Raw genomic sequence first — 23,068 nt, 5'->3', positions numbered from 1 at the left:
TTACCCCTTTACGCTTACTTTACTTCCAGAGCGAATTTTTATTAGCCCCTCAGTAACAATTTGCTCGCCATCAGTTAGGCCCTCATCGATAGCAACCCAGCCATTATTTCTGCTAGCAACATGCACTTCAATTTTATTAGCTATCCCATCTTGAATTTGAAAAACAAAGTGTTTGTCTTGCAAAGGTATAACCGCTTTTTCTGGCACCATTAAAGCTTGGTTGCTGCTTAGCTCAAGTGCTGTATTTAGTAACATACCAGGGCGAAGTAATCCTGATTTATTGGCAAAACTTGCTGTTACTTCAACACTGCGAGTAACCGAATCAATACGCGAGCTAATATGCGTTACCTTGCCGTTAAATGTCTGTCCTGGGTAGGCATCGTTTTGCGTAAGCACTTTCATGCCCATATTTAATTGTGCTAAATATTTTTCAGGTACTTTAAAGTCAACTTTAATAATACTAATATCATCAAGTGTTGTGATTATTGTTGTATTACTTACGTAAGCACCTATTGATATTTCACGCTTACCTAACAGGCCTGAAAAGGGCGCACTAATAGTCATTTCGTTTAATTTAGTTTTAGCGCTTTCTAGTTGGGCCTCTGTTGCATCAACACGAGATAACTGCTCTTCAAGTAACGACTTTGCCGTTGATTGCGAGCGTGAAAGTTCGGTTAGGCGATCTAACTGGCGTTGTTCTTCACGTAAGTTAATGCCAAGCTCTTTAACGGCAAGCTGTTCTTGTTGGCTCTGTAACTGTACTAACTTTTGTCCTTTACTGACTAAGTCGCCGTCTTTAAAATATATATCTGTGACATAATCGTTTTGCGCACTTTTTATATAGATTGCTTGGTTTGCACGCGCGCTACCGATCGCTTCTATCATCACTGCGTTTTCCTGAGAAGTAACAGTATGAGCTGTTACTTGAGTAGACATTTGTGATAAATCGGCCTGTTCGCCGTGGCTAGCGGGTAGATATAAATAAACGCTAAATATTAGAAGTAACGTAATAATAAATGGAAAAAGTGCTTTACCTGATTGTCTTGAGTACATTGATTTCATACCTGAAAATGAATTGTAAGTATTGTACGAAATAAGACCGGGAAAAGACGGTTATGTGTCTCATAAATTTGTGCGTTAAGCGTAAAAGTAAATAAGATTTATTCATTGTTCCTATTTTGTTGAGGAAAAAGCGGTAATGTATGAAATTTAAAACCACCTGTAACTTATGTATAACAACAAGAAAGGTCATAATTTGGGCTGTTATTATGTTTGTTTTTTATATGGTGTTTTACCAATATGGATAAACCTAACAATGTCATTAAGTTTCGGGCACAAGGTGCGCGAAACGCAATTGAAGTGCTTGTTGCAGGTGCAATTGGTTTAGTTTTTATTATGTTGTTTAATTTACTGAGGCCGGGTGAGATTAGCATACTTGAAATATTTTTAGTGAGCTTGTGTATTGCCGCTATTTTTATTGGATATTTAAAAACTCAAGAACCATATCATAGCCTTATATTAAATGAGTCTGAGCTCGTTTATTGCCATAAATACGGAGCTTGGTGTATGCCTCATAGTAACTTTCATCACAGTGGTATACCCAAAGTAGAAGATGGCTTTGATTACTTAGAATTAAATGCGGTTGGTATAAAGGTAAACGACATAGATGACTTTTTAACAAGCATAGCGCCTCGAATTGCAGGGAAATTATTAATAGAGCAGCGTAATTTGTTTATGCAAGTTGTTCAAAAACATTGCAAAAATGGCAATTGCCCATCAGAATGGCTAATAGAAGATACACATTACACATCCCATAAAGGGATAAGCTATACTGGTCTTATAGCTATGTTTGCTAACAGGACTAAGCACCTTCAACTGTTAATCGGTTACGATTTATTATTACCAGCCAGTGTGTTAGATAGAGATATCTGGGCATTTAGTGCTAACTTAAATAAGTGGAAGCGCGAGCCTAGTCAGTTTATAGCGTCGCAAATTAATAATTAAGCTGCGACTGTAGGAAAGAAAAATGAGTCAAGAGAGAGCCTTTTTAAAAAGTGGTCGAAACACCATAATACATAAAGATAAAAAGCATGATTTAGTGATTGTAAACTCTGAAATTCATCCTAAAATTAAAGTGACTCAACATGGCTTAGAGCCATTTAAAGAAGAGTTACCTAAAAACCGCCGTGATGCAAAAGATCGCTATTTAGAAATAGTCTATGTTGGAAGCCCTGATGTATTTGGCGAAGAAAAACAATTACTATTTATTCAAGCTTTAGATGGGCGTGAATACAAAGTAGATTACAGTAAAATCGGTACGAAGTTGTTTGTACGCATTCATCAAGATACATATATGTAGTACTTTAATGGCATCTTTATTGCTAGTAATTACACTATAGTAATTATTTGACATAATAAGGTGCTGCGTATGAAAGCGTTTGCTTTAATCCCCCTCATTTCTTGCGGTTTGCTGAGTGCGTGTGGAGGAGGTGGCGGTGATAGCGATAATACAGTTGTAGAAACATCTGTTAATGCTGGAACCGATTTACAAATTATCGAAAAAACTGAATTTACCATCACAGCACAAGGTTCCCCCGCTGATGGTACGTTTTCATGGCAACAAGTTAGCGGCCCAAGCTTAGAAGGTTTTCCGCTTGATGGTGCTGAGCAAACATTGACAGCCCCTGACGTAAAAACTGATAGTGAAATAATCTTAAGAGTAAGCTATCAAAGCACCGGTAGTAGCGCTGTTAGTGACGACATTTCTATTTCAGTGAGCTCTAATAATCAACTTCCTCTTGCTGTTGTTACCCAAACATCTCCTGAAACACTTCCTTCTGTATACAAAGATACGGTGACTTTGAGCGCTCTTGAGTCGAGCGATCCTGATGATAATGGCCAAATTGATAGTTACTTGTGGCAACTGCTATCAGGTCCTGATTTAGATATTGCTAGCTTTAATGAGTCAACTCTTAGCTTTTCTCATCCTTTACTAGAAAGTAACGTAAATTTGTCTTGGCAGCTAACAGTCACTGATGATGAAGGCGGTGAGGCGAGTACTCAATATTCAATGACGCTTAATAAAACAAATGAACTAGTGGATGCAAATGCAGGCGCTGATCAAAATGTCGAAGAGTTTGAAGAAGTAACGCTTGATGCAACGAATAGCGAAACTGTCACCGATACCTATCAGTGTAAGTGGCAACAACTTACCGGTAATAGCGAAACATTAAGTAATAGCGAGCAATGTACAACGACATTTTTTGCCTCTGATGTAGATACTGAATCCACGTTGAGCTTTGAAGTAACGGTAACCGACTCAAAAGGACGCACCGATACAGATTCTTTATTTGTTGATGTATCACCAAAAGCGCTTGGGCTTATAAACGATAGTGGTGTTGGTGAGTGCTATAACAACACCCAACGCATTAACTGTGAAAGCGATGACTTTCCAGCGCAAGATGCTGAACTTGGACGCGATAGCTATGCAAACCGCTTAGATAAGGTTGGTAAAGGTAATTTAGCGTTTGATTACACTAAACTTAATCAGTTTGCGGATGAAGTTGGTGATGATAGTAGTGACTTTACCTGTATACGCGATAATGTTACTGGACTTGTATGGGAAGTAAAAAGTGAATCCTCAGGAGTATTGCCAAATACAAGCTTGCGTGAGGGGCAAAATCATTACTTTTGGGATTTAGGCGATACTACTTTTACCGATACCAGTACAGCCAATTCAACTTGTCCGGATGATACGAGTTGTGGAGTACAAAGTTATATAAACGAAGTGAATAACTTAGATTTTTGTGGTGGTACAAATTGGCGGTTACCTACTTATACAGAGCTTTTAGGTTTAATTGATTATGGTAAGCAAGGGCAAAGCATATTAATTGATGAGGTGTTTTTCCCCAATATGCCAAGTGAAAGTGCATTAAGCCACTTACGTTATTGGACTTCACAAACCGCAGCCGATGGTACAAGTTTATCGCAAGCGTACATTATTGATATGAGTGATGGTAACGATCTTGCTTATCCAAAAGAAAATACCGCGTATGTTCGTTTAGTTAGAAGCCGTTAGGAGAAAATAATGAGATTTAAATTACTCTATGCACTAGCAACTATAAGCTTGAGCTTTAATATTGCAGCGGCGCAAACGTGCTACGACGGTGCAGATACCACAACGCCGACAGATAGATTTACTATAAATACAGATGGCACAGTGTCTGATACCGAAACAGGTCTTATGTGGCAACGCTGTAGTTATGGGCAAATTTATAATACAGATACAAAACTTTGCGAAGGCTCTACACCTTCTCTTACTTGGCAAGAGGCACTACGCGGTGCTAAAAATGATACAACCGCAGATTACGATGATTGGCAAATGCCTAACATTAAAGAGTTGGCGAGTATTTTAGAGCACAGTTGCACCGAGCCGAGCATTAATGAAGAGGTGTTTTTTGGTACTAAGCTTCAAAACTATTGGTCAAATACATCGGGTGTGAGCACGATGAGCTCTGCATGGGTTTATCAATTTGATAGTGGGTTGAATAGCTTGCATGCCAAAACTAGTAATGTGTATTTACGGTTAGTTCGCTACGAAGAGTAAATTACATATTAAGATTAGACAGATGAAAGTGCAGCCTTAAAACCGCTGCATTTTTTTGTTTTACATAAATTTACGTTATTTCAATAATAAAGCGCTTACAACGTTGTCACTTAGTGCGTTTTTTTGCCATTATAGGCCGTGATTTAATTACGAAGGAACATCACGGTGTATTTAAGCTATTTTGGCCTGAATGAAAAACCTTTTTCAATTTCGCCCAACCCTCATTACTTATTTTTAAGTGAACGACATAAAGAAGCCTTAGCACACCTTACCTACGGATTAGGTGAAGACGGTGGTTTTGTATTATTAACAGGCGAAGTGGGTACTGGTAAAACTACAATTACCCGCAGTATGTTAGAGCAGTTACCTGAAAACACGCAAGTAGCGATGATCCATAACCCAGCACTATCAGAGCTGGAGTTATTGGCTAGTATTTGTGATGAGCTCAACATTAGTTACGATGCTAATAATGCGACGCTTAAAAGTCTTACCGATATTATAAAAAAGCACTTAGAGACCAATAATAAATCGGGTGGGCACACCATACTTATAATTGATGAAGCGCAGTTACTTGCCCCTAATGTGCTTGAACAATTACGCTTGCTGACAAATATAGAAACCGATCATAAAAAATTATTACAAATAGTATTGGTTGGTCAACCTGAGCTACAAGAGCTTTTAAAGCGCAATGAATTAAGGCAACTCGCCCAGAGAATAACAGCTCGTTACCATTTATTACCACTTACGCAAGGCCAAACAGTTGCTTACATAAAGCATCGGTTACATGTTGCAGGATGTGATAAAGGAATTTTTTCGATGGATGCCATGCAAGCTGTTCATCAATTAACTGGTGGTGTGCCACGATTAATGAACTTGGTATGTGAGCGAGCTTTGGTAGGCACTTTTGCAAAGCAGCAGTTGATAGTTGATAGCGATATAATAAAAAAATCAGCACATGAGTCATTACCCATGGATTTTGTAGCGCCAGTTAATGAGGCCAACAAAGCAACGTCATTTGTACCATATAGCCTTGCATTCGTTGCTTTATTTGCCGTAGGCATTGGGCTTTCATTTATTTTATAGTTAGGTAAGTTATGTCTTATTTATTAGATGCGCTAAAGCAGTCGCAGCAATCAGATATGAGTGCTGAGCAATACGACTTACAATCAGAGCAGTTAAAGCAACAGCAAGCACTAAAGCGTTATAGACGATTAGCGTTAGTATTTGGTACAAGCTTAGCTGCTTTTATTGCTGTAGCTGGTGGGTTTACTACTGGTAAGTGGTTTCAAGGTACTACTTTATTAAACACATCGGAACCCGCTGTAATTAAGGTGGTTGAAAGCGAAAAATCGTCACCTAAAGAACAAGTTAAAGAAGTAGATGCCGCAGTTGAAAAGCAGCAAATAGCTAAGTTAGAACCCGCTAAAATAGCTCCAAATAATACTGCAACGATTGAAGGGCAACTTGTACATGTGCAAACACCTAATGGTGTACAGCAAATGTTATTAACGCCTAATGGGCAATATATTCCTATGCCATCGAGTCCGGTCACGAGCGCAATGGGTTATAATCAGCAGAACGTGCAACAAGTAATGCCAGTTCAAAATTATAATCAGCCAGTATTTAATCCACAAAATAATTACAATCCAAATAATACACAGAACGCTTCGGTATTTGGGCAAAGTCAAAATACAGCATCAGCTCAACTAGATATGAGTAAATATAAAGTACTAGGTAAGCCAATTAATGGTAACAACCAATCTCAACAGATGAGCGATCCTGAGCTTGATGAGGTGCCTACAACACTTAAAAATGCGTTTGCGCAAGCTATACAAGACGTCGAAAAAAATCAGGATTATGAAGTTACCCATGCATCAAAAACGTCATCACGTGTTGAGCCTGTAGAATTACTACCAGATGGTTTGCAATCAATGTTGCCTAGTATTAAATATCAAGCGCATATTTATTCATCGAGTGCTGACAAACGTTGGATCAAGCTAAATGGCCGAGAGTTACATGAAGGAGAGAGCATAGGCGCTTTAACTGTAAGAGAGATTACACCTGAGCAAAGTGTACTTGATTTTGATGGTTATGAGTTTAGCTTAAAGGCTTTGCAAGACTGGCCGCAGTAAACGTTTAGCTATTATATTGAGAGCTCGGTAGAATGTTGAGCTCTCAATATTGCTTAGGGTAATATTGAGTTTTTATAAAAGCGTTCTAAATCAATATTATATTCTTTAGGTTTCACCGCTGATTCAAGGGTGTCTAAGGTTTTTTTATTAGATAAATCGATATCTTTTATCTCTGTATAGCGACTATGTTTGGCGCTGTAAAATGTTTTAACGATAGGCTTTAGTGGTGTACTGGGGTTACTCTCGGTCACTAAACCCACTTTTTGACTCGATAATCTAACGAGCGTTCCTACCGGATGAATACCAATACATTGAATAAACTTATTAAGCAGCACGGGATCGAAGCTATCTGGGCATCCGTCTTTTAGTATTTTAAAGGCTTTTATTGGCTCCATGCCTGCTTTGTAAACACGTTCTGCGGTAAGTGCATCATACACATCTACAATTGATGCCATACGTACGTACTGACTTATTTCGTCGCCCTTTTTACCAAACGGGTAGCCTTTACCATCAAGCCTTTCATGATGCATACCTGCAATATCAACCGCGATACCCGTTAAGCCAGACTCTTCTAATATTTCTTTACTGAAAAGCGAGTGCATTTTCATTATTTTAAATTCATCATCGGTAAAGCGGCCCGGCTTATTGAGTATTTCATCAGGGATTTTTATCTTACCAATGTCGTGTAAAAGTGCGCCGGTAGTCAGTTCAACAATAATGTTTTTTTCTATACCTAAATGTTTAGCGAAAATCCCCATTAATATCGATACATTAATAGAGTGCTCAAGTAGGTAAGCATCTTTTTGGCGCATTTGGGTAAGGCAGGCTAGGGCATCTTGGTTTCTAAAAACAGAGTCCATAAAGCCACTTGCCAGCTCTTTGAATGGTGCAATATCTATATCGCGGCCTGCTTTAATATCTTTAAATGCTTTTATTTGCAGTGTTTTAGCTTCGTCATACAGTTTTTTTGCCTTTCCCATTTCTTGTTCGGCACTGTGTGTTTTTTGCCAAGGGTCACGCTTTATTTTTGTTGCAGGTACAGCAATAGGAGCTTTTTCAGGGACTGATTCAATGAGGGTTTTATCAGGGTCGATTTCTACTTCTAAAATACCTGCTTTTATTAGGTTATTAATACCAGCCTGAGTTTTAACCCAGCCTTGATTTTTAATTTTAATACTGCCAGTTTGTCTAGTAACGCTTTGCACAAACATACCAGGCAGTAACTGACCAACAGGAATTATTTTCAAATTTATTACTTCTATTATTAATCTTTCATTAAGCTAACAAATATATACGTTACTACCTAATAAAAAAGGCACTTTTCAGTGCCTTTTTTATTTTTTAGTTAAAAAGCATTAGCTTAATTATTCATCATCTTCAACAAGCGTCATTAGTGATGTGTTACCACCTGATGCTGTTGTATCAATACTGATTGTTTTTTCAGTAATAAGACGTTTGATTAATGTATCGTAATACTCAGAGCTAATTACTGGTAAAATAGCACCTTTACGCTGTGCAAGCTGTTGGCTAAAGTAGCCCAAGCGAGACGAGCGAGCAGCAACTACCGCACCGGCTAAATGAGGGTGCGCCAAAATAGCTTGTAACTGGTTAGGTTTAGCTACTTGGAAAACACCTTCTGCAACACCTGTAGAGATAAATTTATCTTTAAAGGCAACTGCTTCATCATAAAACAGCTCAGACGCTACAGTAATTACCGTATTACCTGCGGCAATAGCAGTGATGATAGACAATGCCCAGAAGTTAAATGATGTGCTCTTATCTGCATAACACACTACACAACCACGTGCTTCTAGATGAAGTGTATTAGACTCACCCGTTGGCCCAGGCAGGGTAGTAAACTTACGCATGTGCTTTTCAAGGCGGTTAAGCTGTGCACGTGCTTCTGATAATGTTAATGCTAAGTCGTCTGCTAAATCGTCGATAATTTCTACCGTCGCGATTTTAGCAAGCAACTGACGTACAGCCGAAACACGGTCGTTTAGTGGTGTTGCACGCCAGGTTTTTTCATCGCGCATTGAGTTAGCCATTAGCTTTTTAACTTGTTCATTCGCACCGCTGTAGTGGTGTAAATCAAGTTCGTCAGGCGTTAGGTTAGTCATTTGTACGTTATCTGGTGATGCTTTTTCTTTTACTAAACGTTGTAGGTAGTTAGGGCCACCGGCTTTAGGGCCAGTACCTGATAAACCACGGCCACCAAACGGTTGCACACCAACAATGGCACCAATCATGTTTCGGTTAATGTAAACATTACCCGCACGTGACATTTTAGCAAGGTACTCACAGCGCTCTTCAATACGTGAGTGAACACCCATTGTCAGACCATAGCCCGTGTTATTTATTTGATCCATCACATCATCAAGTTCATTCGATTTAAAGCGAACAATATGAACACATGGGCCAAATACTTCACGTTTAAGTACTGATAAGTCTTTAATTTCGTATAAACGAGGAGCAAAAAAGTATGCGCCATTTTGAGTATTATCAGGAATTTTACATTCGTAATGAAGTATAGAATTACCTTTTAAGTACTCAACGTGTTCATTTAAGTTTTTAAGTGCTTTTTCATCAATTACAGGGCCAACATCAGTTGATAGTAACGATGGATCGCCAATGTGTAACTCAGCTAGAGCGCCTTTAAGCATTTCGATAATGCCATCAGCTACGTCATCTTGAATGAATAAAACACGAAGAGCAGAACAACGTTGGCCAGCACTTTGAAAACCAGAACTGATCACATCGTCAACTACTTGCTCAGGAAGCGCCGTTGAGTCAACAATCATACAGTTTTGGCCACCTGTTTCTGCAATTAACGGTACTTGAATATCGTTACGTGCAGCAAGTGTTTGAGAAATTAATGTGCCTGTTTCAGTAGAACCTGTAAACATAACCGCTTGAATGCGCTCATCAGGAACAATTGTTTTACCTACTTCAGAGCCGCGAGCGATAACTGGTTGAACAACGTGCTCAGGTAAACCAACAGATAGCATTAGTTCAATGGCACGAAGGGCGATTAAACTTGTTTGCTCAGCAGGCTTAGCAATTACAGTGTTACCTGTAACAATCGCAGCAGCAACTTGACCTAAAAATATTGCAAGCGGGAAGTTCCACGGGCTAATACATAAAATAACGCCACGGGCTTCAAAACGCTCATCTTTAGATAACTCTTCAGCGCGCGCTGCGTAGTAACGACAAAAATCAACCGCTTCACGCACTTCATCAATACCATCTTGCGCTACTTTACCTGCTTCTTTAATACAGATAGCGACTAGTTCATCATGATGACGCTCTAAAATGTCAGCAACGCGACGCAGTAAATTAGCGCGCTCTTTTACTGGTGTTTGTGACCATGATTCAAGTGCGGCTTCAGCGTTGGCCAGTAATACTTTCATCTCTTCGCCAGTTTGCAGTTTAACGTGGCCGATGATTTCTTTGTGGTTCGCTGGGTTTTTAACAGCCAATGAGCCCTCTGGTACTTGGCTTTGCTCAATTAGGTGCTCGTTAAACCATGTTTCAAGATTCTCTTTGAAAGGGGTAATAACGTTAATATCGGTTAAATCCATGCCTTTAGAGTTAGCACGTTCTTCACCGTATAAATCAATTGGCATTTTGATTTGCGTATTGTACTTGTTACGCAGGCCTTGCAGTGTTTCTACAGGGTCTGGTAGTAATGATTCAACAGGTTTTGTTGTATCTACAATCGCGTTTACAAATGATGAGTTAGCACCATTTTCTAACAAACGACGAACAAGGTAAGCAAGTAGGTCTTCGTGTTGACCAACCGGTGCATATACACGACATTGAATTTTTTCTTCGTTAACGATTTGGTCGAATAAAGATTCACCCATACCGTGCAAACGTTGAAATTCAAAACCGGTGTTGTCGCCTTTCGCTACTTCTAAAATAGTCGCGGCAGTGTAAGCGTTGTGCGTTGCAAATTGTGGATAAAGTACGTCGCGCGCTTCAAGCATTTTAATTGCACATGCTTTGTAAGAAACATCGGTTGTTGCTTTACGAGTAAATACAGGGAAATGCTCTAAACCATCTTGTTGTGTGGTTTTGATTTCAGTATCCCAGTACGCGCCCTTAACTAAACGTACCATCATTTTACGACCAACACGGGTTGCAAGGTCTGTTAGCCATTCAATTACAAAAATAGCGCGTTTTTGGTACGCTTGAACCGCTAAGCCAAATCCTTGCCAATCACCAAGATCTTCATCACTAAATACCGCTTCAATGACATCTAATGAAATATCTAAACGGTCAGCTTCTTCAGCATCAACGGTAAAGCCGATATCGTATTTCTTAGCAGCAAGCGCAAGTTCTTTTAACTTAGGGACTATTTCTTCCATCACACGGTCTTTATGAGTGAACTCATAGCGCGGATGAATAGCAGAAAGCTTAACTGAAATACCAGGGCTCTTAATTGGACCACGACCATTTGCCGCTTTACCAATCGAGTGTATAGCATTCATGTAGCTGTCAAAGTAACGCTTCGCATCTTTCATTGTGCGCGCGCCTTCGCCTAGCATATCGTAAGAATATACATAACCTTTTTGCTCTGTATCGGCAGCACGTTCAATTGCTTCGTCAATGGTACGACCCATAACGAATTGCTTACCCATAATTTTCATAGCAAAATTTACAGATTTACGAATAACTGGCTCACCTAAACGACCAATGGTCTTTTTAAGCATGCCGAACTGTTGTTCTTTCGTTTTGTCTGTGTAGTTAACCATTTTACCGGTAACTAATAATCCCCAAGAAGACGCGTTTACGAATAAAGAATCGCTGCTGCCCAAATGAGAGCTCCAATCACCTTTCGCTAACTTGTCACGAATCAGTACATCTTGAGTTGCTTTGTCTGGTACGCGAAGCAGTGCTTCGGCCAAACACATTAATACAACGCCTTCTTCACTAGAGAGTGAAAATTCATTTAAAAGCGCATCAACACCGCCTTGCCCATCTTGCTCTTTACGAATGTTTAAAACAATCTGGCGGGCTCTTTCCCAGGCACGACTTCGTGCTTTTACGCCTACTTCTGCAAGCGGTAAAATATGATCAATAACCGCATTTTCATCTATGCGGTAGAAGTCACGGATTCTTTGTCTAATAGGACAAATCGTTGTTAAATCGCCGTTGAATAACATAAGCAACCCTCAGGAGTGTTAAGAATTAAAGTAAAATTAATTACCAATAAATTACCAGTGATATTGTGAGTGCATTCTAATTAAATTTCAGCAGAATATGCTGGTTAAATTTCGCGTTTTACGATAATTTACAGGGCATAAATTTAACTTATCCGCATAAAATTCTGTTATGACAATTCCAAATAGATTACGCATGCTAGATCGTATTGATTTAGCCATACTAGACGTTCTACAAAAGAACGGCAGAATTTCAAATGTTAACCTCGCAAAACAGGTTAATTTGAGTGCAAGCCCGTGCCTAGATCGTGTAAAACGATTAGAGCAAGAAGGCTATATCGAAGGCTACTACGCTAAGCTTAGCGAAGCAAAGCTTAATCAAAGCTTAGTAGCACATGTTCAAGTGTCGCTTGTTGCTTCAAATACAGCAGTATTTAAGGTATTTAGAGAGCATATATTAAGAATACAACAAGTCGTTGAATGCGACATGGTGGCAGGCGGTTATGATTATTTATTAAAAATCCGCGTTTCTAATATGGAAGAATATAGACAAGTTCTTGGCGACTTAGTCGATATTCCCGGCGTGGGCACTCATCATACTTATATGGTGATCGAAAAGATTAAAAAAGACGAAGGGCTGCTAATCGACATTTAAGCTTTTCTCAAGTAATAAAAACCGCAATTGCGGTTTTTTATTTTAGTAGATAAAGGCTATACCAAATAGTTAGTACATCACCTTATACATAATTTATTACGACCTTCCGACTTCGCTCTATATAAAGCCGTATCAGCCGCGCATATTAATGCCTCAGATGTTCTGTACTGATTATCGTATTCACACGCTAAACCCTGGCTTACACTTATCTTTACATTCGCTGGCAAACCAATATCTCTAAAATTAATGTTGAGTATTTTTTCTTGAATACGTTTTGCGATCATTTCTGCATTTGAGACATGTGAGCGGGGTAATACAACAGCAAACTCCTCACCACCATAGCGTGCTACTAAACTATCTTTTGAGGGGAGGCAGTCTTCAATTGTTTGAGCTACTTTTTGCAAACATTTATCACCCTTTACATGACCAAAATTATCATTAAACAGTTTAAAAAAATCAATATCGATCAAGATAAAACTCAAAGGCTGTTTGTCTACTATGCATTCTTGCCAATTTTTAATAATCGCCTTCTCTAAAGTGCAGCGATTAGCGACGCCTGTAAGGTGATCTATTTTGGCTATGTTTTCGAGTACTTTATACTTTTTAACATGCCTAGAAATATCATGCATAATACAAATAAATAGAGGGATATTGTTTGTAGTTGATGCGGGTATACAAGAAATTGAGAGCTCTATATCTAAACAGTTACCATTGTTTTTTATTATTTTAACTTCTTTGGGACCATGATTGAGTGGTGTTTGATAATTATTTTTCCAACTTTCAAACATGTAAGCATAGTCATCGCGATATTGCTCTTGTAAGCAATCATGCCATTTTCTACCTATTAATAAATCTGACGTCACGTTAAAAAAACGTGCTGCGACGGGGTTTACTGATTCAAACACGCCATCTGCATTAACAATAAAAATAGCATCGGCCATGACATTCGTGACATTAATAATAGCGCTTATTTTTTCATTGTTAACGGTGTTAGAAATGCTGCTCATTAATGCAGATACAGCATTGTCGGCGTTGTTTGCTCTGCTATTTTCATTATTGTTAGACATGGTGTTGCTCATTTTTATTGTTAATGAAACTTTATGTCTAGTAGTTTATTTAATTTATATTTTTTAAACCTTTCGGTAACCTTCTTTTTTAATTGTTTGATTTTACTTGTTTTTATTGAAGTGTGTCAGTGTTTAACTAAAAGGTAGTTAGTTTATAAATAAATTGCATAGGAATAAATCAGCCCCATGCAATTTAAAATCAATAATTAATCGTTGTTGATTAATTTTTTTTTATTTATAACTTGTGGGTCAGGGCTTGAATAAGGTTTATCATTACATTCAACGTTAAATATTAAACACGCAGTGCCTGAGTTTTTTGCTGTATCGGTGATAGTGATTGCTTGGTGGTTATCACTAAGTGCATAACTGAAGTCTTGGGCACATGTTCCTATTTTATCAGTAACTGTAGCTCCTGTGAAAAAAAAGCCTAGCCCAACTGCAGCAGGAGTTAAAGTGTAAGTACCTGCAGTTTCGGTTCTTACTGTACCGCCGCCATCAACGGCTTTGCCATTTTCTGTGTAGCTAAAAATAGCCTCTTTTTTATCGTTAAACTCAATATGCACTTGAATGTCGACTTTGTTTATAGTGGTCGTCATGTAATTTCCTTTGTGTTTAGTTTTATAGTTTAAAGTCAGTAATGCCTAGTTTTAACAGGCTTGCTGTTATTGTTGGTATTTCGTTTGCTCGGTTTAAGCAGGTATATGCTTGTACCTGCGGGTACTTTACGTGAATACTTTGGTTTATTTTTACTGTTTTAGTAATAGCTTTAAGCACATTTAAGCAAAATTGCTCTCGTTGTTCGCTGGTCGCAGCTAATTTAGCTTTGAGTAGGTTTATATTTATGGGGGCTAAGTTATCTCTATTTTTCATTTTATTGGTTATGTACCGTTTATATTCGCCATCATTCTCAAGGGTCGTTAATAACTCTTGCGCTTTAAGGGGGAAGTTTCTGTCAATAAAATAGTGAATTAGACTAATTTGTGTATTGATAGAATTGATACTATTAAGACCTTGTGATTTTAAGAAGCTAATAATTTTTTCTGTCCTTGAATCAATCTTTTTGTCATAAGACAACATTATCAATTGCGCTAATGAGCGATAATACATATGTTGAAATTCATTATTTTCCGGATCTTGCTTTAAAGCCTCATTTATAATTTCATTCGCAAAGCGAGCTTTTAAATAGGCCATTTTTTTATCAGGTAAATAACTTAGTAAATAACTTTGTTGCATATGTATATTTGCTGACATATAAAAAAGACTGGCGTCATCAGGGTAGTGATTAGTCATTTTTTTCACCACAGAAACTGCATTTTCCAGCATATTCATTGCGACATTAAAGTTACCTAAGTTACCTTCAGTTTTTGCAAGCCAACTGATTGTATCTGCTTTATCACGTAATAAATTTTTACTATTCGGTTTTAGTTCAATGGCCCTATTCTTAAGCATAAGTGACTCTGTAAAGCTTTTTTTCGCGGCTATATAGTCAAATTTCTCTGTGTATAAAGAACCCAATGAGTTATGTGAATACGACAACTCCATAATGGAATTAAAATCATTCGGTGCTAACGAATACATGGTTTTGCTATATGAATGGTACTTTTTAAATAATGGCTCAGTGGCGGCGTAATCACTTTTATCGTAACTAAGCTGCCCTAACCAAAAGGCATTGGCACCCGCAAGCGTGAGTAGCTCTAAATTATCGGGCTGGATTTTTAATAATGCCTCAAGGCGGGTGCGGGCGTTTTCAAAGGCGGTGAAGGCCTCAATGGTTTTACCGCGAGAATAAGCTACTTCCCCCATTGCCTCAAGAGTTTGTGCGTACTGAAAACGGTTGTTAAATTGTGCTTTATCATCGCTAAAACTAAAAAGTGAACCTGATTCGTCAGTTTGATTAGTAAAATACTCAAGTGCTTTATTACTAATACCATCAAGTAAATCCATACGCTTTACGCTACGTAATTTATCGGCAAAATCACCGACCATAAAACCAAGCAGGCTTTCTGCCTCAAGCTGCTTTTTTTGTGCGTTTTGCTGGGCCTTAAAACTAGTAAAGCTCATTAATAACGCGGTAAATGTAAGCAAACACAATAAAGCAACGGTCACTCGTTTTACTCTTATTTTTGCTTTTGTTTTTTTTACAGAGCTTTTGATAAGAGCGTGCTCGTTATCATCTAATTTAAACAGTTTGTCGCTAAGTAATAGCTGCGCTTCTTGTAGAGGTTTACCTGGCGCTAGGAGGTAAGCACTACTTTTACCTTCATCTACCCAATTTTGCGCTTGATGCTGTAAGCGACTTTTTATTGCTAAAGCATCTTTGTGATCGCTTATCCACTGTTTTGCGCGCGGCCATTGACGTAATAATGCTTCGTGAGCAAGGCTAAAACAGGCTTCTTGGTTTTGTAAGTGCGATACAAATAATCGACTGTCGATCATGGCTTGCACAAGCTCTTTTTGGCTTGTGTTGGTTAATGCTTGCCAGCGGGCTGCGCGGCTAGTAATGGTTTTACCATCAGGGTTTAGGGTAACTAATTGCGATAACACGCTATTAAGTTGCTGCTGTTGCTCGCTATTTAGGCTAATAAATATATCTTCTGCTTTTTTACCGATTGCGCCCTCAATGCCACCAAGTTTTGTGTAAACACTGTGCAGTAGCTCGTTATTATCACTGCGTTGTAAATACAGTTCCTGAAGTGTGTATTGCAACATGGGTAGTGCGTCGGGGTTATTGGCTGTATCGGCGCAGAGTATTTCATCCAGTGGTGTTTGGGTTTGCGGGTCGTGTGAAAACGTTAAATTAGCGGTTAACGCTGGCAGGCGAATAATTTGTTGTAGGTCGTGCCTGTTTGGTGGTGTTAAATCGTAGTGTGCGCCATGAGCTTTACCTGCCATTAGGCTGGGTTGTTCAACCACTAAAGGATAAAAGTCGTTACGACACGCACTAAATACAATCACTGTTTTAGAGGTTGCTAAGCGCTCAATAACCGATAAAAAATGGCTGCGTGTTTCGCTACTAAATAAAGGAGAAGAAAGTAGTACTTCTAAGCGGTCAATAAATAAAAATAACTGCGGTGTTTTAAGTTGTGTAGAGGCTTTGCCAAGTGCAACTTGTATGGCGTTAATTACGTCATTTATTGCCAACTCTAGTTGTTCTGCAAGTGTTTGAGCGCTTAATCCTTCAAACACAGGCAGGTTGTTTATATCCCAATCAAGCAGTGCGGAAGCTAAATCTAGAAAAAGCCTATTTTGATGGACGTCTGCAAAGTCGAGCTGAGTGTAGGAAACCACCCCAATGCCATTATAGCCTCGCTCATCAAGTAACTTAGGCAATATACCCGCATTAACAAGTGATGATTTACCCGTGCCACTTGGACCGAGTATTAAGCAAAAAGCACGACCAAATTTAACTTGGCTCGATATTCTATTGAGTAACGTTTCTATAGATTGATTGCGGCCAAAAAATAGGTGTGTATCGCTTGGGTTGTAGGCGCTTAATCCTAAAAAAGGAGAGCCACCTTGCCATGTGTTTTCAGTTGTTTTTATGTCTTCAGCTAGAGGAAACTCAAGTTTTGCAATAACGCGGTAACCACGTTTTCGAATAGTTTCTATGTAGGTGGGCTCACTTGCTTTATCACCAAGGGCTTTTCGTAACTGCGTAATTGTTTTATGCAGCGGGTTATCGCCTACCTCAACATTTTTCCAGCATTGATCTAATAGCTCGTCAGTAGTAACAATTTCGCCTTTTTGGAAGCAAAGATGAACTAACACATCCATGGCTTTTGGTTCTAACTGTTTATTTTTTTCTGCACGCTGAAGAGTATTTGACTGGGGATTGACTTGCCAATCACCTAAATAAAAAGGGCTGCGATTCATAATGGCTCATTATTGTTATTATGTAATTAAAGCGAGTGATTAGCCGACTTTTTTAACCAAGTCTTTATATTACAGATAAAATAACAAACAGATAAGGAGTTTTTACGCAGTAAAAGAAGTTTATTGATGTGGGTAATTCAATATTGAATTACCCACTGGATTTTATGACTATATATCGCTTTTATTTATAGTAATGACGCGTTGAGGGAATGGGATTTCAATATCAGCGTTATTAATTGCTTTATAAACACCGCCATTAATAGCCAGTTTGGTTTCAATAATTTTAGTAGTAGGCACCCAATATCGGTAGCTTATTGTAACACCGCTATCGGCAAAGCGTTCAATACCCACTTGTGATAACGGATTTTGTGCGACTAATTCGTGTGCTTTAAGTACGTCTTCAATAAGGCTAATCGCATTATCAGAGCAAGCACTATAGGCTATATCTATTTCACCTTTGACCAATGAGTAACTAAATGAGTTATGAAGTATTTCACCTACTATATGCTTATTTGGAATGGTGATTTCTACTTTTTCTTCATTGATTAAAATAGTGTAGCCAAGCTCAATTGTTTTAACTTGGCCGCTTACATTTTTAACTTCAATAGTATCACCAACAACAAAAGGTCGAGTGGCTATAATGGCAAGGCCCGCACCATAGTTAGAGAGCATTCCTTGCAGCGCTAAACCAGCACCTAAAGATGCAGCACCAATGGCTGCTACAAATGGCGTAACGCTGATACCTATTTTGCCAAGTGCAATAATTATAACCATTACAATTAGCAGTACTTTTACCACGCTACTGACAAAGCTAGTAAGCGTAATGTCAACGTTATGACGGGTCATTAACGCGGCTACAAATTTGGCAAGCTTTTGTGCTATCCACAAACCAATGAGGACGATAAAAATAGCGCCAACAATTTGCATACTGTAGGTAACCATATACTCAGTAAGCATGGTGTAATATTTTTCAAACTGTTCGATTTCAGAACTGATCATAAAGCGCTCTATGTTAGGGCTATGTTGTATTTTTCCAACTATAGCAAAATGTTGACTAAAAATGGATATAACAGCGGCACTATAATTGCTGTTAATAAAGCACTTAGCGCCATTGCAACTGAGGAGTAAGCGCCTACTTTTGGATGTTCAGCAATAGCAGCAGCAGTCCCAATTGCATGACAAGCTGTGCCCATTGCAACACCTTGAGATTCGTGATTAAAAATATTAATGAGTTTAAAAAGCATAAAACCAAATAAAGCGCCTAGTAAACCAATAAAAATAACTAAAGCCGCAGCAAGAGAGCTAATCCCCCCTAATGAGTCAGTAACAATTAAAGATATTGGGGTTGTGACACTGAGTGCGGCAACAGATGCACTTAGCTGCGCAGGCGCATTAAATAATATGCTTAGCAAAAATGCCACAACGGTTGCGTTAACAATACCTAAGCTACATGTTGCGACTATGAGTAATAGATTTTTTCGTACGTGTGTAAACTGCTGATATAAAGGAAGCGCTAAAGCCACAATCGCGGGCTCTAATAACCAGCTTAGTAATTTGCTGTGCGAGGCAAATTGCGTATAAGGCAAATTTAGATTAACTAGTAATAAAGCGATAATACTAATACTTAAAAATACGGGGTTAGTGAGCGATTTAAATACGCTGTTTTTTATACTTTGGTTTACGGCCCTTAGTGCTAAAAACAATACAATAATAAAAGGAATACTTAGCCACCATAAATTAGGCTGTAGCTCTGAAATAGCGGAAAAAGTAAAATTAGTCATTATTTTCTCTTCCCTTAAAGTACGCAATTACACTGCTAACAAGCAACAAGGTAGTTATAGGGACTAGCACCATAACTGAGGCTAAAAATGCCCAGTGCGACTTTATAAGGCCGAGATGTTCAATAAATCCCACACCCGCAGGAATGAAAAATATAGGCATAATATTTAAAATAGGGGAGGCGCATGGTTTTACATGTTGCTCTTTTACAATACCCGATAAGAGTAAAACTAATAAAATAACCATAGCGAGTAACGGTGCAGGAAAGCTTCCACCAATAAAGTGCATAATGAGTTTAGCACAGGCTAAACATAGTAAAATAATAGCGCTACTGAGCAGATATTTCATCAAAGTGGCTCACAGAAAAGATAAGAGCTTAACTTTAACAAATCAAACTCTTTTATGCATTGTGCAATAGTCTACCAGTGCTTTGTATTTGCGTAGGTTATATCTGCTTTTCCTTTAGCTTTAGCAATTGCTTTTTTAGTGTTTGGGTTTAGCAGTAAGCGAATTTGGCTTAAGGTTTCTTTAGCGAGTATTTTTCGTTGGTTTGGTTTATAGCTAAGTTGTGTAACACGTTTAATAGCAGCAAGCGTATCGGGTGAACGCTCAAGTAATGTATCGAGCATGTTTTGCGTTGCTTGCTGAGTATCATCGGTAAGTTTAGTAACCAAACCTAGCTCATTTGCTTGTTGTGCAGTGATTGGGTTTGCGTGGCTTGCAAGCCAAAGTGCTTGGTCGCGCTTAACTAAACCGCTCATCATTACATTTGCGCCCATATCGGGGCACAATCCCCAACGCGCTTCCATAATGGCAAGTTTGGCATCAATATGAACAACTCTGTAATCTGCCCCCAAAGCTATTTGCAAACCACCCCCTAAACAGTTGCCATCAATTTGTGCAATAACGGGCACACTAAGTGACTGCCAGCCTAATACTACTTTTTGCGCTAAATTTTGATTGCCTGGTAACCATTTAAGCAATAATTTCACTATGTTCATTGGTGTAGCCATTACTGCAGATATATCAAGGCCTGCACAAAAATGCTCGCCATCACCTTTTATTACCACAGCACGAATACTACGATCTCTTTTTATATTTTTAATGGCTTTGTTTAGCTCTACAAACATTTCAAAGCTTAATGCATTTTGTTTTTTTGCTCTGCTAAGCGTGACGGTTGCAATGCCATTTTGTTTTTCTAGTTTTATCATTACACACTCCTCTGACCTGTTGCTTGAGCTTATGTTGTTATAGGAATTAAGTAAAGTGACGGTATTTTTTAAATAAATGGAATTTATTGCTAAAGCCGTAGTCTTAAAGGATTGGTTTTAGATGAGAAAAAGCTAAACAATTCGAACCTAAGATAATAAAAATATTTTACGTTGTTATTTTAACTAAAATAATAAAAGTAATCTTTATATTCAATAGTTTAGGTGAATTGTTATTTGTCGATTTAGTTGTATGCTGAATAAAGCATGACTCGGTTACAAAAAAGTCAGTGTTTTACGTTTTTTTTTATCAAAATGATGATGAGATTTGATAATATAGCGCAACTTAAAAGCTTAAGGTAAGCACATATGTCGGGTCCACGTTTATATACGGTAGAAGAAGCTACTCACCAAGCTTATGATATTTTTTTAGAGTTAGCGCCAAATAACTTGAGTGAAAAAGATGTTGAAGACTTTAATGAGTTTAGAGAAGACCTAGGCTTTATTGAAGAAGACGAGCCAGATGACCAGTGGCAAGACTTTGTAGCCCTTGAAATAGAGCCAGAGCACTTTATTCAGGTGTTGGTTGGTTTAGAATTTGAAAATGATGATGTTTTGTTTGCTAAAATTTTGATTAGTCGTGATAAAGATGCTCCGTTTTGTCATATTTTATGGAAAGAAACTGAATAAGCAATACTGCTTATTTTTATAATTGTGTGCAGAGAGAGTATTGTGCGTAAGTATTTATTTTTAATTTTTTTAATAATTAGCAGCCCAAGTTGGGCCGTTGATCCATTTGAAGATTTTCATGAATATGGCAAGCTCTCTGATGAAGAAATTCATGAGTTACACAAAGGTGACATGTTCTATGGTGATACTGAATTTGGCTTTATTCTAAGTAAAGGTAACACCAATTCGACCAGTTTTAAGCTCAAAGGTAATTTATACCAAGACTTTGAAAAGTGGCGTAACCAATTTAAAATAGACTCTCTTTATAAGCGTGATGAGAACGATGAAAGCGGTGGCACTGATGTTACAGCTAATCGTGTTTTTGTATCAGCGCAAGGTAACTATAAAGTAGGTGTTAAAAACTCCTCATTTTTTATTTACGGTGATTACGAAGAAGATGAGTTTAGTGGACTTGATTTTAAAAGTACGGTGGCGACAGGCTATGGTGCACGTGTATATCAAGGCTCTAAAAACAAAGTAGATATTGATATAGGACCTGGTTTATACCGTTCAGTAGCGGATGAAGATTCGGATGTGAGCGAAGATGAAATTAATAAAACCGGTTATTTAGTACGTGTTGCAATGCAGTGGGAACGTTTGGTTTCTAAGCGTACTCGTTTTAATCAAGATGTGAGTATAGAGCAGTCGCTCTCAGGTCTTAATTCTCGCTTAAAATCGGAAACCGCACTAATAAGCCAAGTGATTGGTGCGGTATCACTCAAATTTACCTACATGTATCGTTATAATTCAAAACCCGAAGATGATAAACTCAAGTTTGACTCAGAGCTGAGTGCTACATTGGTGTACAGCTTTTAAGTATTTATTTAATTTAGAGAATATTATGTATCAGCATAAACAGTATGCGGTGTTTATCTTTTTTGTATTAGCGTGGATAGGCGGTTTTGTAGCGCTTGCATGGAACTTGTTAGGCGCTGATGGACCTTTAATGATATTTGCTGGGATTTTAGTGCTGGTGGGCTTTTTGTTCCATGGTCTAACAGTAAAAGTAGATGATAAAAAAATTAGCTGGGCGTTTGGCCCAGGCGTTGCAGGGCAAAGCATTGAGCTTGGCGAAGTAGTAGAAGCTAAGGCAGTTCAAAACTCTTACAGACACGGTATTGGTATGCGAATTACTCACGATGGTTGGGTGTATACAGTATCTGGCTTTAGTGCAATACAGCTAACGCTTAAAGATGGCACTTTGTATCGAGTTGGCACAAACGATCAAAAAGGTTTACTAGCCGCTCTAAAAGAAAAGAATGTATCAATCGCGCTGCCTAGTAAGGCAAAAACTGAAACGGTTAAGCGCAACAATATGATATAAAAAAAGCGCCCTAGGCGCTTTTTTCTTGGTTTAACAGTGTATTAGTGGTCGTGACCACACCCACCTTCACCATGTACATGACCATGAGTGAGTTCTTCTTCGGTTGCATCACGTACTTCTAGTATCTCTACATCAAAGTTAAGTGTTATGCCTGCAAGTGGGTTATTACCATCTACAATAACTTCTTCATCTTGGATATCGATGATCATTACTGATTGGTCACCATCATCTGTTGATGCACGAAATTGCATGCCGACTTCAATTTCCATACCTTCAAACATCGACTTAGGTACAGCTTGCATTAGGTTATCGTGGCGTTCGCCATAACCTTCATCAGGTTCAACTTTTACGCTAAGTGTGTCGCCTGGTTGTTTGCCTTGCAAAGCATTTTCTAGGCCTGAAATTAAGTAGCCTGTGCCAATGATAAAGTGTAGTGGCTCACCACCGAACGAGTTATCAATGCTATTGCCATCATTATCCATTACCGAATAATGCATTTTTACCACTTTGTTTGCCGCAACGATCATAGT

Annotated in this window: 21 protein-coding genes; 10 read left to right on the top strand and 11 right to left on the bottom strand. The window is 38.4% G+C overall.

The annotated features are described in order from the left end of the window. The gene (locus tag I6F45_RS10410) at positions 1-1,053 is read right to left on the bottom strand and encodes an efflux RND transporter periplasmic adaptor subunit (RefSeq protein ID WP_024590017.1); all 1,053 of its coding nucleotides are present in this window, start codon (positions 1,051-1,053) and stop codon (positions 1-3) included. Positions 1,054-1,299: 246 nt separating this feature from the next. On the opposite strand from I6F45_RS10410, the gene I6F45_RS10405 reads away from it, so the two are divergent. The 6 genes from I6F45_RS10405 (at position 1,300) to I6F45_RS10380 (ending at position 6,738) form a co-directional block, all read left to right on the top strand. After that, positions 1,300-2,004: a DUF2982 domain-containing protein gene (locus tag I6F45_RS10405; protein ID WP_165740792.1), complete on the top strand. Its 705-nt coding sequence runs from the start codon at positions 1,300-1,302 to the stop codon at positions 2,002-2,004. 22 nt (positions 2,005-2,026) lie between these two features. Next, the gene (locus tag I6F45_RS10400; RefSeq protein WP_007581673.1) at positions 2,027-2,359 is read left to right on the top strand and encodes a hypothetical protein; all 333 of its coding nucleotides are present in this window, start codon (positions 2,027-2,029) and stop codon (positions 2,357-2,359) included. A gap of 69 nt (positions 2,360-2,428) precedes the next feature. After that, complete coding sequence (locus I6F45_RS10395; RefSeq protein ID WP_165740791.1) at positions 2,429-4,078, top strand: Lcl C-terminal domain-containing protein; 1,650 nt, start codon at positions 2,429-2,431, stop codon at positions 4,076-4,078. Positions 4,079-4,087: 9 nt separating this feature from the next. After that, on the top strand, positions 4,088-4,606 hold the full coding sequence (locus I6F45_RS10390; RefSeq protein ID WP_121954209.1) for an Lcl C-terminal domain-containing protein: 519 nt from the start codon (positions 4,088-4,090) through the stop codon (positions 4,604-4,606). A 165-nt stretch (positions 4,607-4,771) separates the two neighbouring features. Then, positions 4,772-5,689, top strand: a complete 918-nt coding sequence (locus I6F45_RS10385) for an ExeA family protein (protein ID WP_024592309.1) — start codon at positions 4,772-4,774, stop codon at positions 5,687-5,689. Between the two features lie 11 nt (positions 5,690-5,700). Continuing rightward, entirely contained in the window at positions 5,701-6,738 is a 1,038-nt protein-coding gene (locus I6F45_RS10380; protein WP_024592310.1) for a general secretion pathway protein GspB, read from the top strand. A 53-nt stretch (positions 6,739-6,791) separates the two neighbouring features. Here the strand turns inward: I6F45_RS10380 and I6F45_RS10375 are convergent, their stop codons facing one another. Both I6F45_RS10375 and putA read right to left on the bottom strand, forming a co-directional pair. Next, positions 6,792-7,985: an HD-GYP domain-containing protein gene (locus I6F45_RS10375; protein ID WP_007581678.1), complete on the bottom strand. Its 1,194-nt coding sequence runs from the start codon at positions 7,983-7,985 to the stop codon at positions 6,792-6,794. A 117-nt stretch (positions 7,986-8,102) separates the two neighbouring features. After that, entirely contained in the window at positions 8,103-11,906 is a 3,804-nt protein-coding gene (gene putA / locus I6F45_RS10370) for a bifunctional proline dehydrogenase/L-glutamate gamma-semialdehyde dehydrogenase PutA (protein WP_197160405.1), read from the bottom strand. A gap of 169 nt (positions 11,907-12,075) precedes the next feature. Between putA and I6F45_RS10365 the strand changes: the two genes are divergently transcribed. Then, entirely contained in the window at positions 12,076-12,558 is a 483-nt protein-coding gene (locus tag I6F45_RS10365) for a winged helix-turn-helix transcriptional regulator (RefSeq protein ID WP_024590009.1), read from the top strand. Between the two features lie 77 nt (positions 12,559-12,635). Here I6F45_RS10365 and I6F45_RS10360 read toward each other — a convergent pair whose 3' ends face one another. The 7 genes from I6F45_RS10360 to I6F45_RS10330 form a co-directional block, all read right to left on the bottom strand. Then, positions 12,636-13,625: a sensor domain-containing diguanylate cyclase gene (locus tag I6F45_RS10360; protein WP_197118679.1), complete on the bottom strand. Its 990-nt coding sequence runs from the start codon at positions 13,623-13,625 to the stop codon at positions 12,636-12,638. Positions 13,626-13,831: 206 nt separating this feature from the next. Continuing rightward, positions 13,832-14,221 carry a DP-EP family protein gene (locus tag I6F45_RS10355; protein WP_166377285.1) on the bottom strand — a complete coding sequence of 130 codons (390 nt, stop codon included), beginning with the start codon at positions 14,219-14,221 and terminating at the stop codon, positions 13,832-13,834. A 22-nt stretch (positions 14,222-14,243) separates the two neighbouring features. Continuing rightward, complete coding sequence (locus I6F45_RS10350) at positions 14,244-17,498, bottom strand: nSTAND1 domain-containing NTPase (protein WP_197160404.1); 3,255 nt, start codon at positions 17,496-17,498, stop codon at positions 14,244-14,246. A 168-nt stretch (positions 17,499-17,666) separates the two neighbouring features. Further along, the gene (locus tag I6F45_RS10345) at positions 17,667-18,497 is read right to left on the bottom strand and encodes a mechanosensitive ion channel family protein (RefSeq protein ID WP_197160402.1); all 831 of its coding nucleotides are present in this window, start codon (positions 18,495-18,497) and stop codon (positions 17,667-17,669) included. A 38-nt stretch (positions 18,498-18,535) separates the two neighbouring features. Beyond that, complete coding sequence (locus tag I6F45_RS10340; RefSeq protein ID WP_166420188.1) at positions 18,536-19,279, bottom strand: LrgB family protein; 744 nt, start codon at positions 19,277-19,279, stop codon at positions 18,536-18,538. Continuing rightward, positions 19,272-19,625, bottom strand: a complete 354-nt coding sequence (locus I6F45_RS10335; protein WP_166420189.1) for a CidA/LrgA family protein — start codon at positions 19,623-19,625, stop codon at positions 19,272-19,274. Before I6F45_RS10335 ends, I6F45_RS10340 begins: the two co-directional genes overlap by 8 nt. Before the next feature lie 71 nt (positions 19,626-19,696). Next, positions 19,697-20,488 carry a crotonase/enoyl-CoA hydratase family protein gene (locus I6F45_RS10330; protein ID WP_165727562.1) on the bottom strand — a complete coding sequence of 264 codons (792 nt, stop codon included), beginning with the start codon at positions 20,486-20,488 and terminating at the stop codon, positions 19,697-19,699. Between the two features lie 366 nt (positions 20,489-20,854). On the opposite strand from I6F45_RS10330, the gene I6F45_RS10325 reads away from it, so the two are divergent. From I6F45_RS10325 to I6F45_RS10315, 3 genes are read left to right on the top strand one after another with little or no spacing between them, the layout of a single operon-like run. Next, positions 20,855-21,175: an HI1450 family dsDNA-mimic protein gene (locus I6F45_RS10325; RefSeq protein ID WP_007581697.1), complete on the top strand. Its 321-nt coding sequence runs from the start codon at positions 20,855-20,857 to the stop codon at positions 21,173-21,175. 42 nt (positions 21,176-21,217) lie between these two features. Continuing rightward, the gene (locus I6F45_RS10320) at positions 21,218-22,030 is read left to right on the top strand and encodes a DUF481 domain-containing protein (protein WP_007581700.1); all 813 of its coding nucleotides are present in this window, start codon (positions 21,218-21,220) and stop codon (positions 22,028-22,030) included. Positions 22,031-22,055: 25 nt separating this feature from the next. Continuing rightward, entirely contained in the window at positions 22,056-22,538 is a 483-nt protein-coding gene (locus I6F45_RS10315) for a hypothetical protein (protein WP_008168001.1), read from the top strand. A gap of 41 nt (positions 22,539-22,579) precedes the next feature. Here the strand turns inward: I6F45_RS10315 and I6F45_RS10310 are convergent, their stop codons facing one another. Beyond that, the gene (locus I6F45_RS10310) at positions 22,580-23,065 is read right to left on the bottom strand and encodes an FKBP-type peptidyl-prolyl cis-trans isomerase (RefSeq protein ID WP_007581704.1); all 486 of its coding nucleotides are present in this window, start codon (positions 23,063-23,065) and stop codon (positions 22,580-22,582) included. Positions 23,066-23,068 lie beyond the last annotated feature (3 nt).

The sequence above is a fragment of the Pseudoalteromonas sp. SWYJZ19 genome (genome assembly GCF_015864375.1).
Taxonomy (GTDB): Bacteria; Pseudomonadota; Gammaproteobacteria; order Enterobacterales; family Alteromonadaceae; genus Pseudoalteromonas; species Pseudoalteromonas arctica.
The sequence above is the reverse complement of the archived record's forward strand: the minus strand, read 5'-3'. Positions and strand labels throughout refer to the sequence as shown.

Coding starts and splice junctions, on each gene's coding strand:
- I6F45_RS10410 (WP_024590017.1), bottom strand. CDS start 1,053: ATGTACTCAAGACAATCAGGTAAAGCACTTTTTCCATTTATTATTACG.
- I6F45_RS10405 (WP_165740792.1), top strand. CDS start 1,300: ATGGATAAACCTAACAATGTCATTAAGTTTCGGGCACAAGGTGCGCGA.
- I6F45_RS10400 (WP_007581673.1), top strand. CDS start 2,027: ATGAGTCAAGAGAGAGCCTTTTTAAAAAGTGGTCGAAACACCATAATA.
- I6F45_RS10395 (WP_165740791.1), top strand. CDS start 2,429: ATGAAAGCGTTTGCTTTAATCCCCCTCATTTCTTGCGGTTTGCTGAGT.
- I6F45_RS10390 (WP_121954209.1), top strand. CDS start 4,088: ATGAGATTTAAATTACTCTATGCACTAGCAACTATAAGCTTGAGCTTT.
- I6F45_RS10380 (WP_024592310.1), top strand. CDS start 5,701: ATGTCTTATTTATTAGATGCGCTAAAGCAGTCGCAGCAATCAGATATG.
- putA (WP_197160405.1), bottom strand. CDS start 11,906: ATGTTATTCAACGGCGATTTAACAACGATTTGTCCTATTAGACAAAGA.
- I6F45_RS10365 (WP_024590009.1), top strand. CDS start 12,076: ATGACAATTCCAAATAGATTACGCATGCTAGATCGTATTGATTTAGCC.
- I6F45_RS10360 (WP_197118679.1), bottom strand. CDS start 13,625: ATGTCTAACAATAATGAAAATAGCAGAGCAAACAACGCCGACAATGCT.
- I6F45_RS10355 (WP_166377285.1), bottom strand. CDS start 14,221: ATGACGACCACTATAAACAAAGTCGACATTCAAGTGCATATTGAGTTT.
- I6F45_RS10350 (WP_197160404.1), bottom strand. CDS start 17,498: ATGAATCGCAGCCCTTTTTATTTAGGTGATTGGCAAGTCAATCCCCAG.
- I6F45_RS10345 (WP_197160402.1), bottom strand. CDS start 18,497: ATGATCAGTTCTGAAATCGAACAGTTTGAAAAATATTACACCATGCTT.
- I6F45_RS10340 (WP_166420188.1), bottom strand. CDS start 19,279: ATGACTAATTTTACTTTTTCCGCTATTTCAGAGCTACAGCCTAATTTA.
- I6F45_RS10335 (WP_166420189.1), bottom strand. CDS start 19,625: ATGAAATATCTGCTCAGTAGCGCTATTATTTTACTATGTTTAGCCTGT.
- I6F45_RS10330 (WP_165727562.1), bottom strand. CDS start 20,488: ATGATAAAACTAGAAAAACAAAATGGCATTGCAACCGTCACGCTTAGC.
- I6F45_RS10325 (WP_007581697.1), top strand. CDS start 20,855: ATGTCGGGTCCACGTTTATATACGGTAGAAGAAGCTACTCACCAAGCT.
- I6F45_RS10315 (WP_008168001.1), top strand. CDS start 22,056: ATGTATCAGCATAAACAGTATGCGGTGTTTATCTTTTTTGTATTAGCG.
- I6F45_RS10310 (WP_007581704.1), bottom strand. CDS start 23,065: ATGATCGTTGCGGCAAACAAAGTGGTAAAAATGCATTATTCGGTAATG.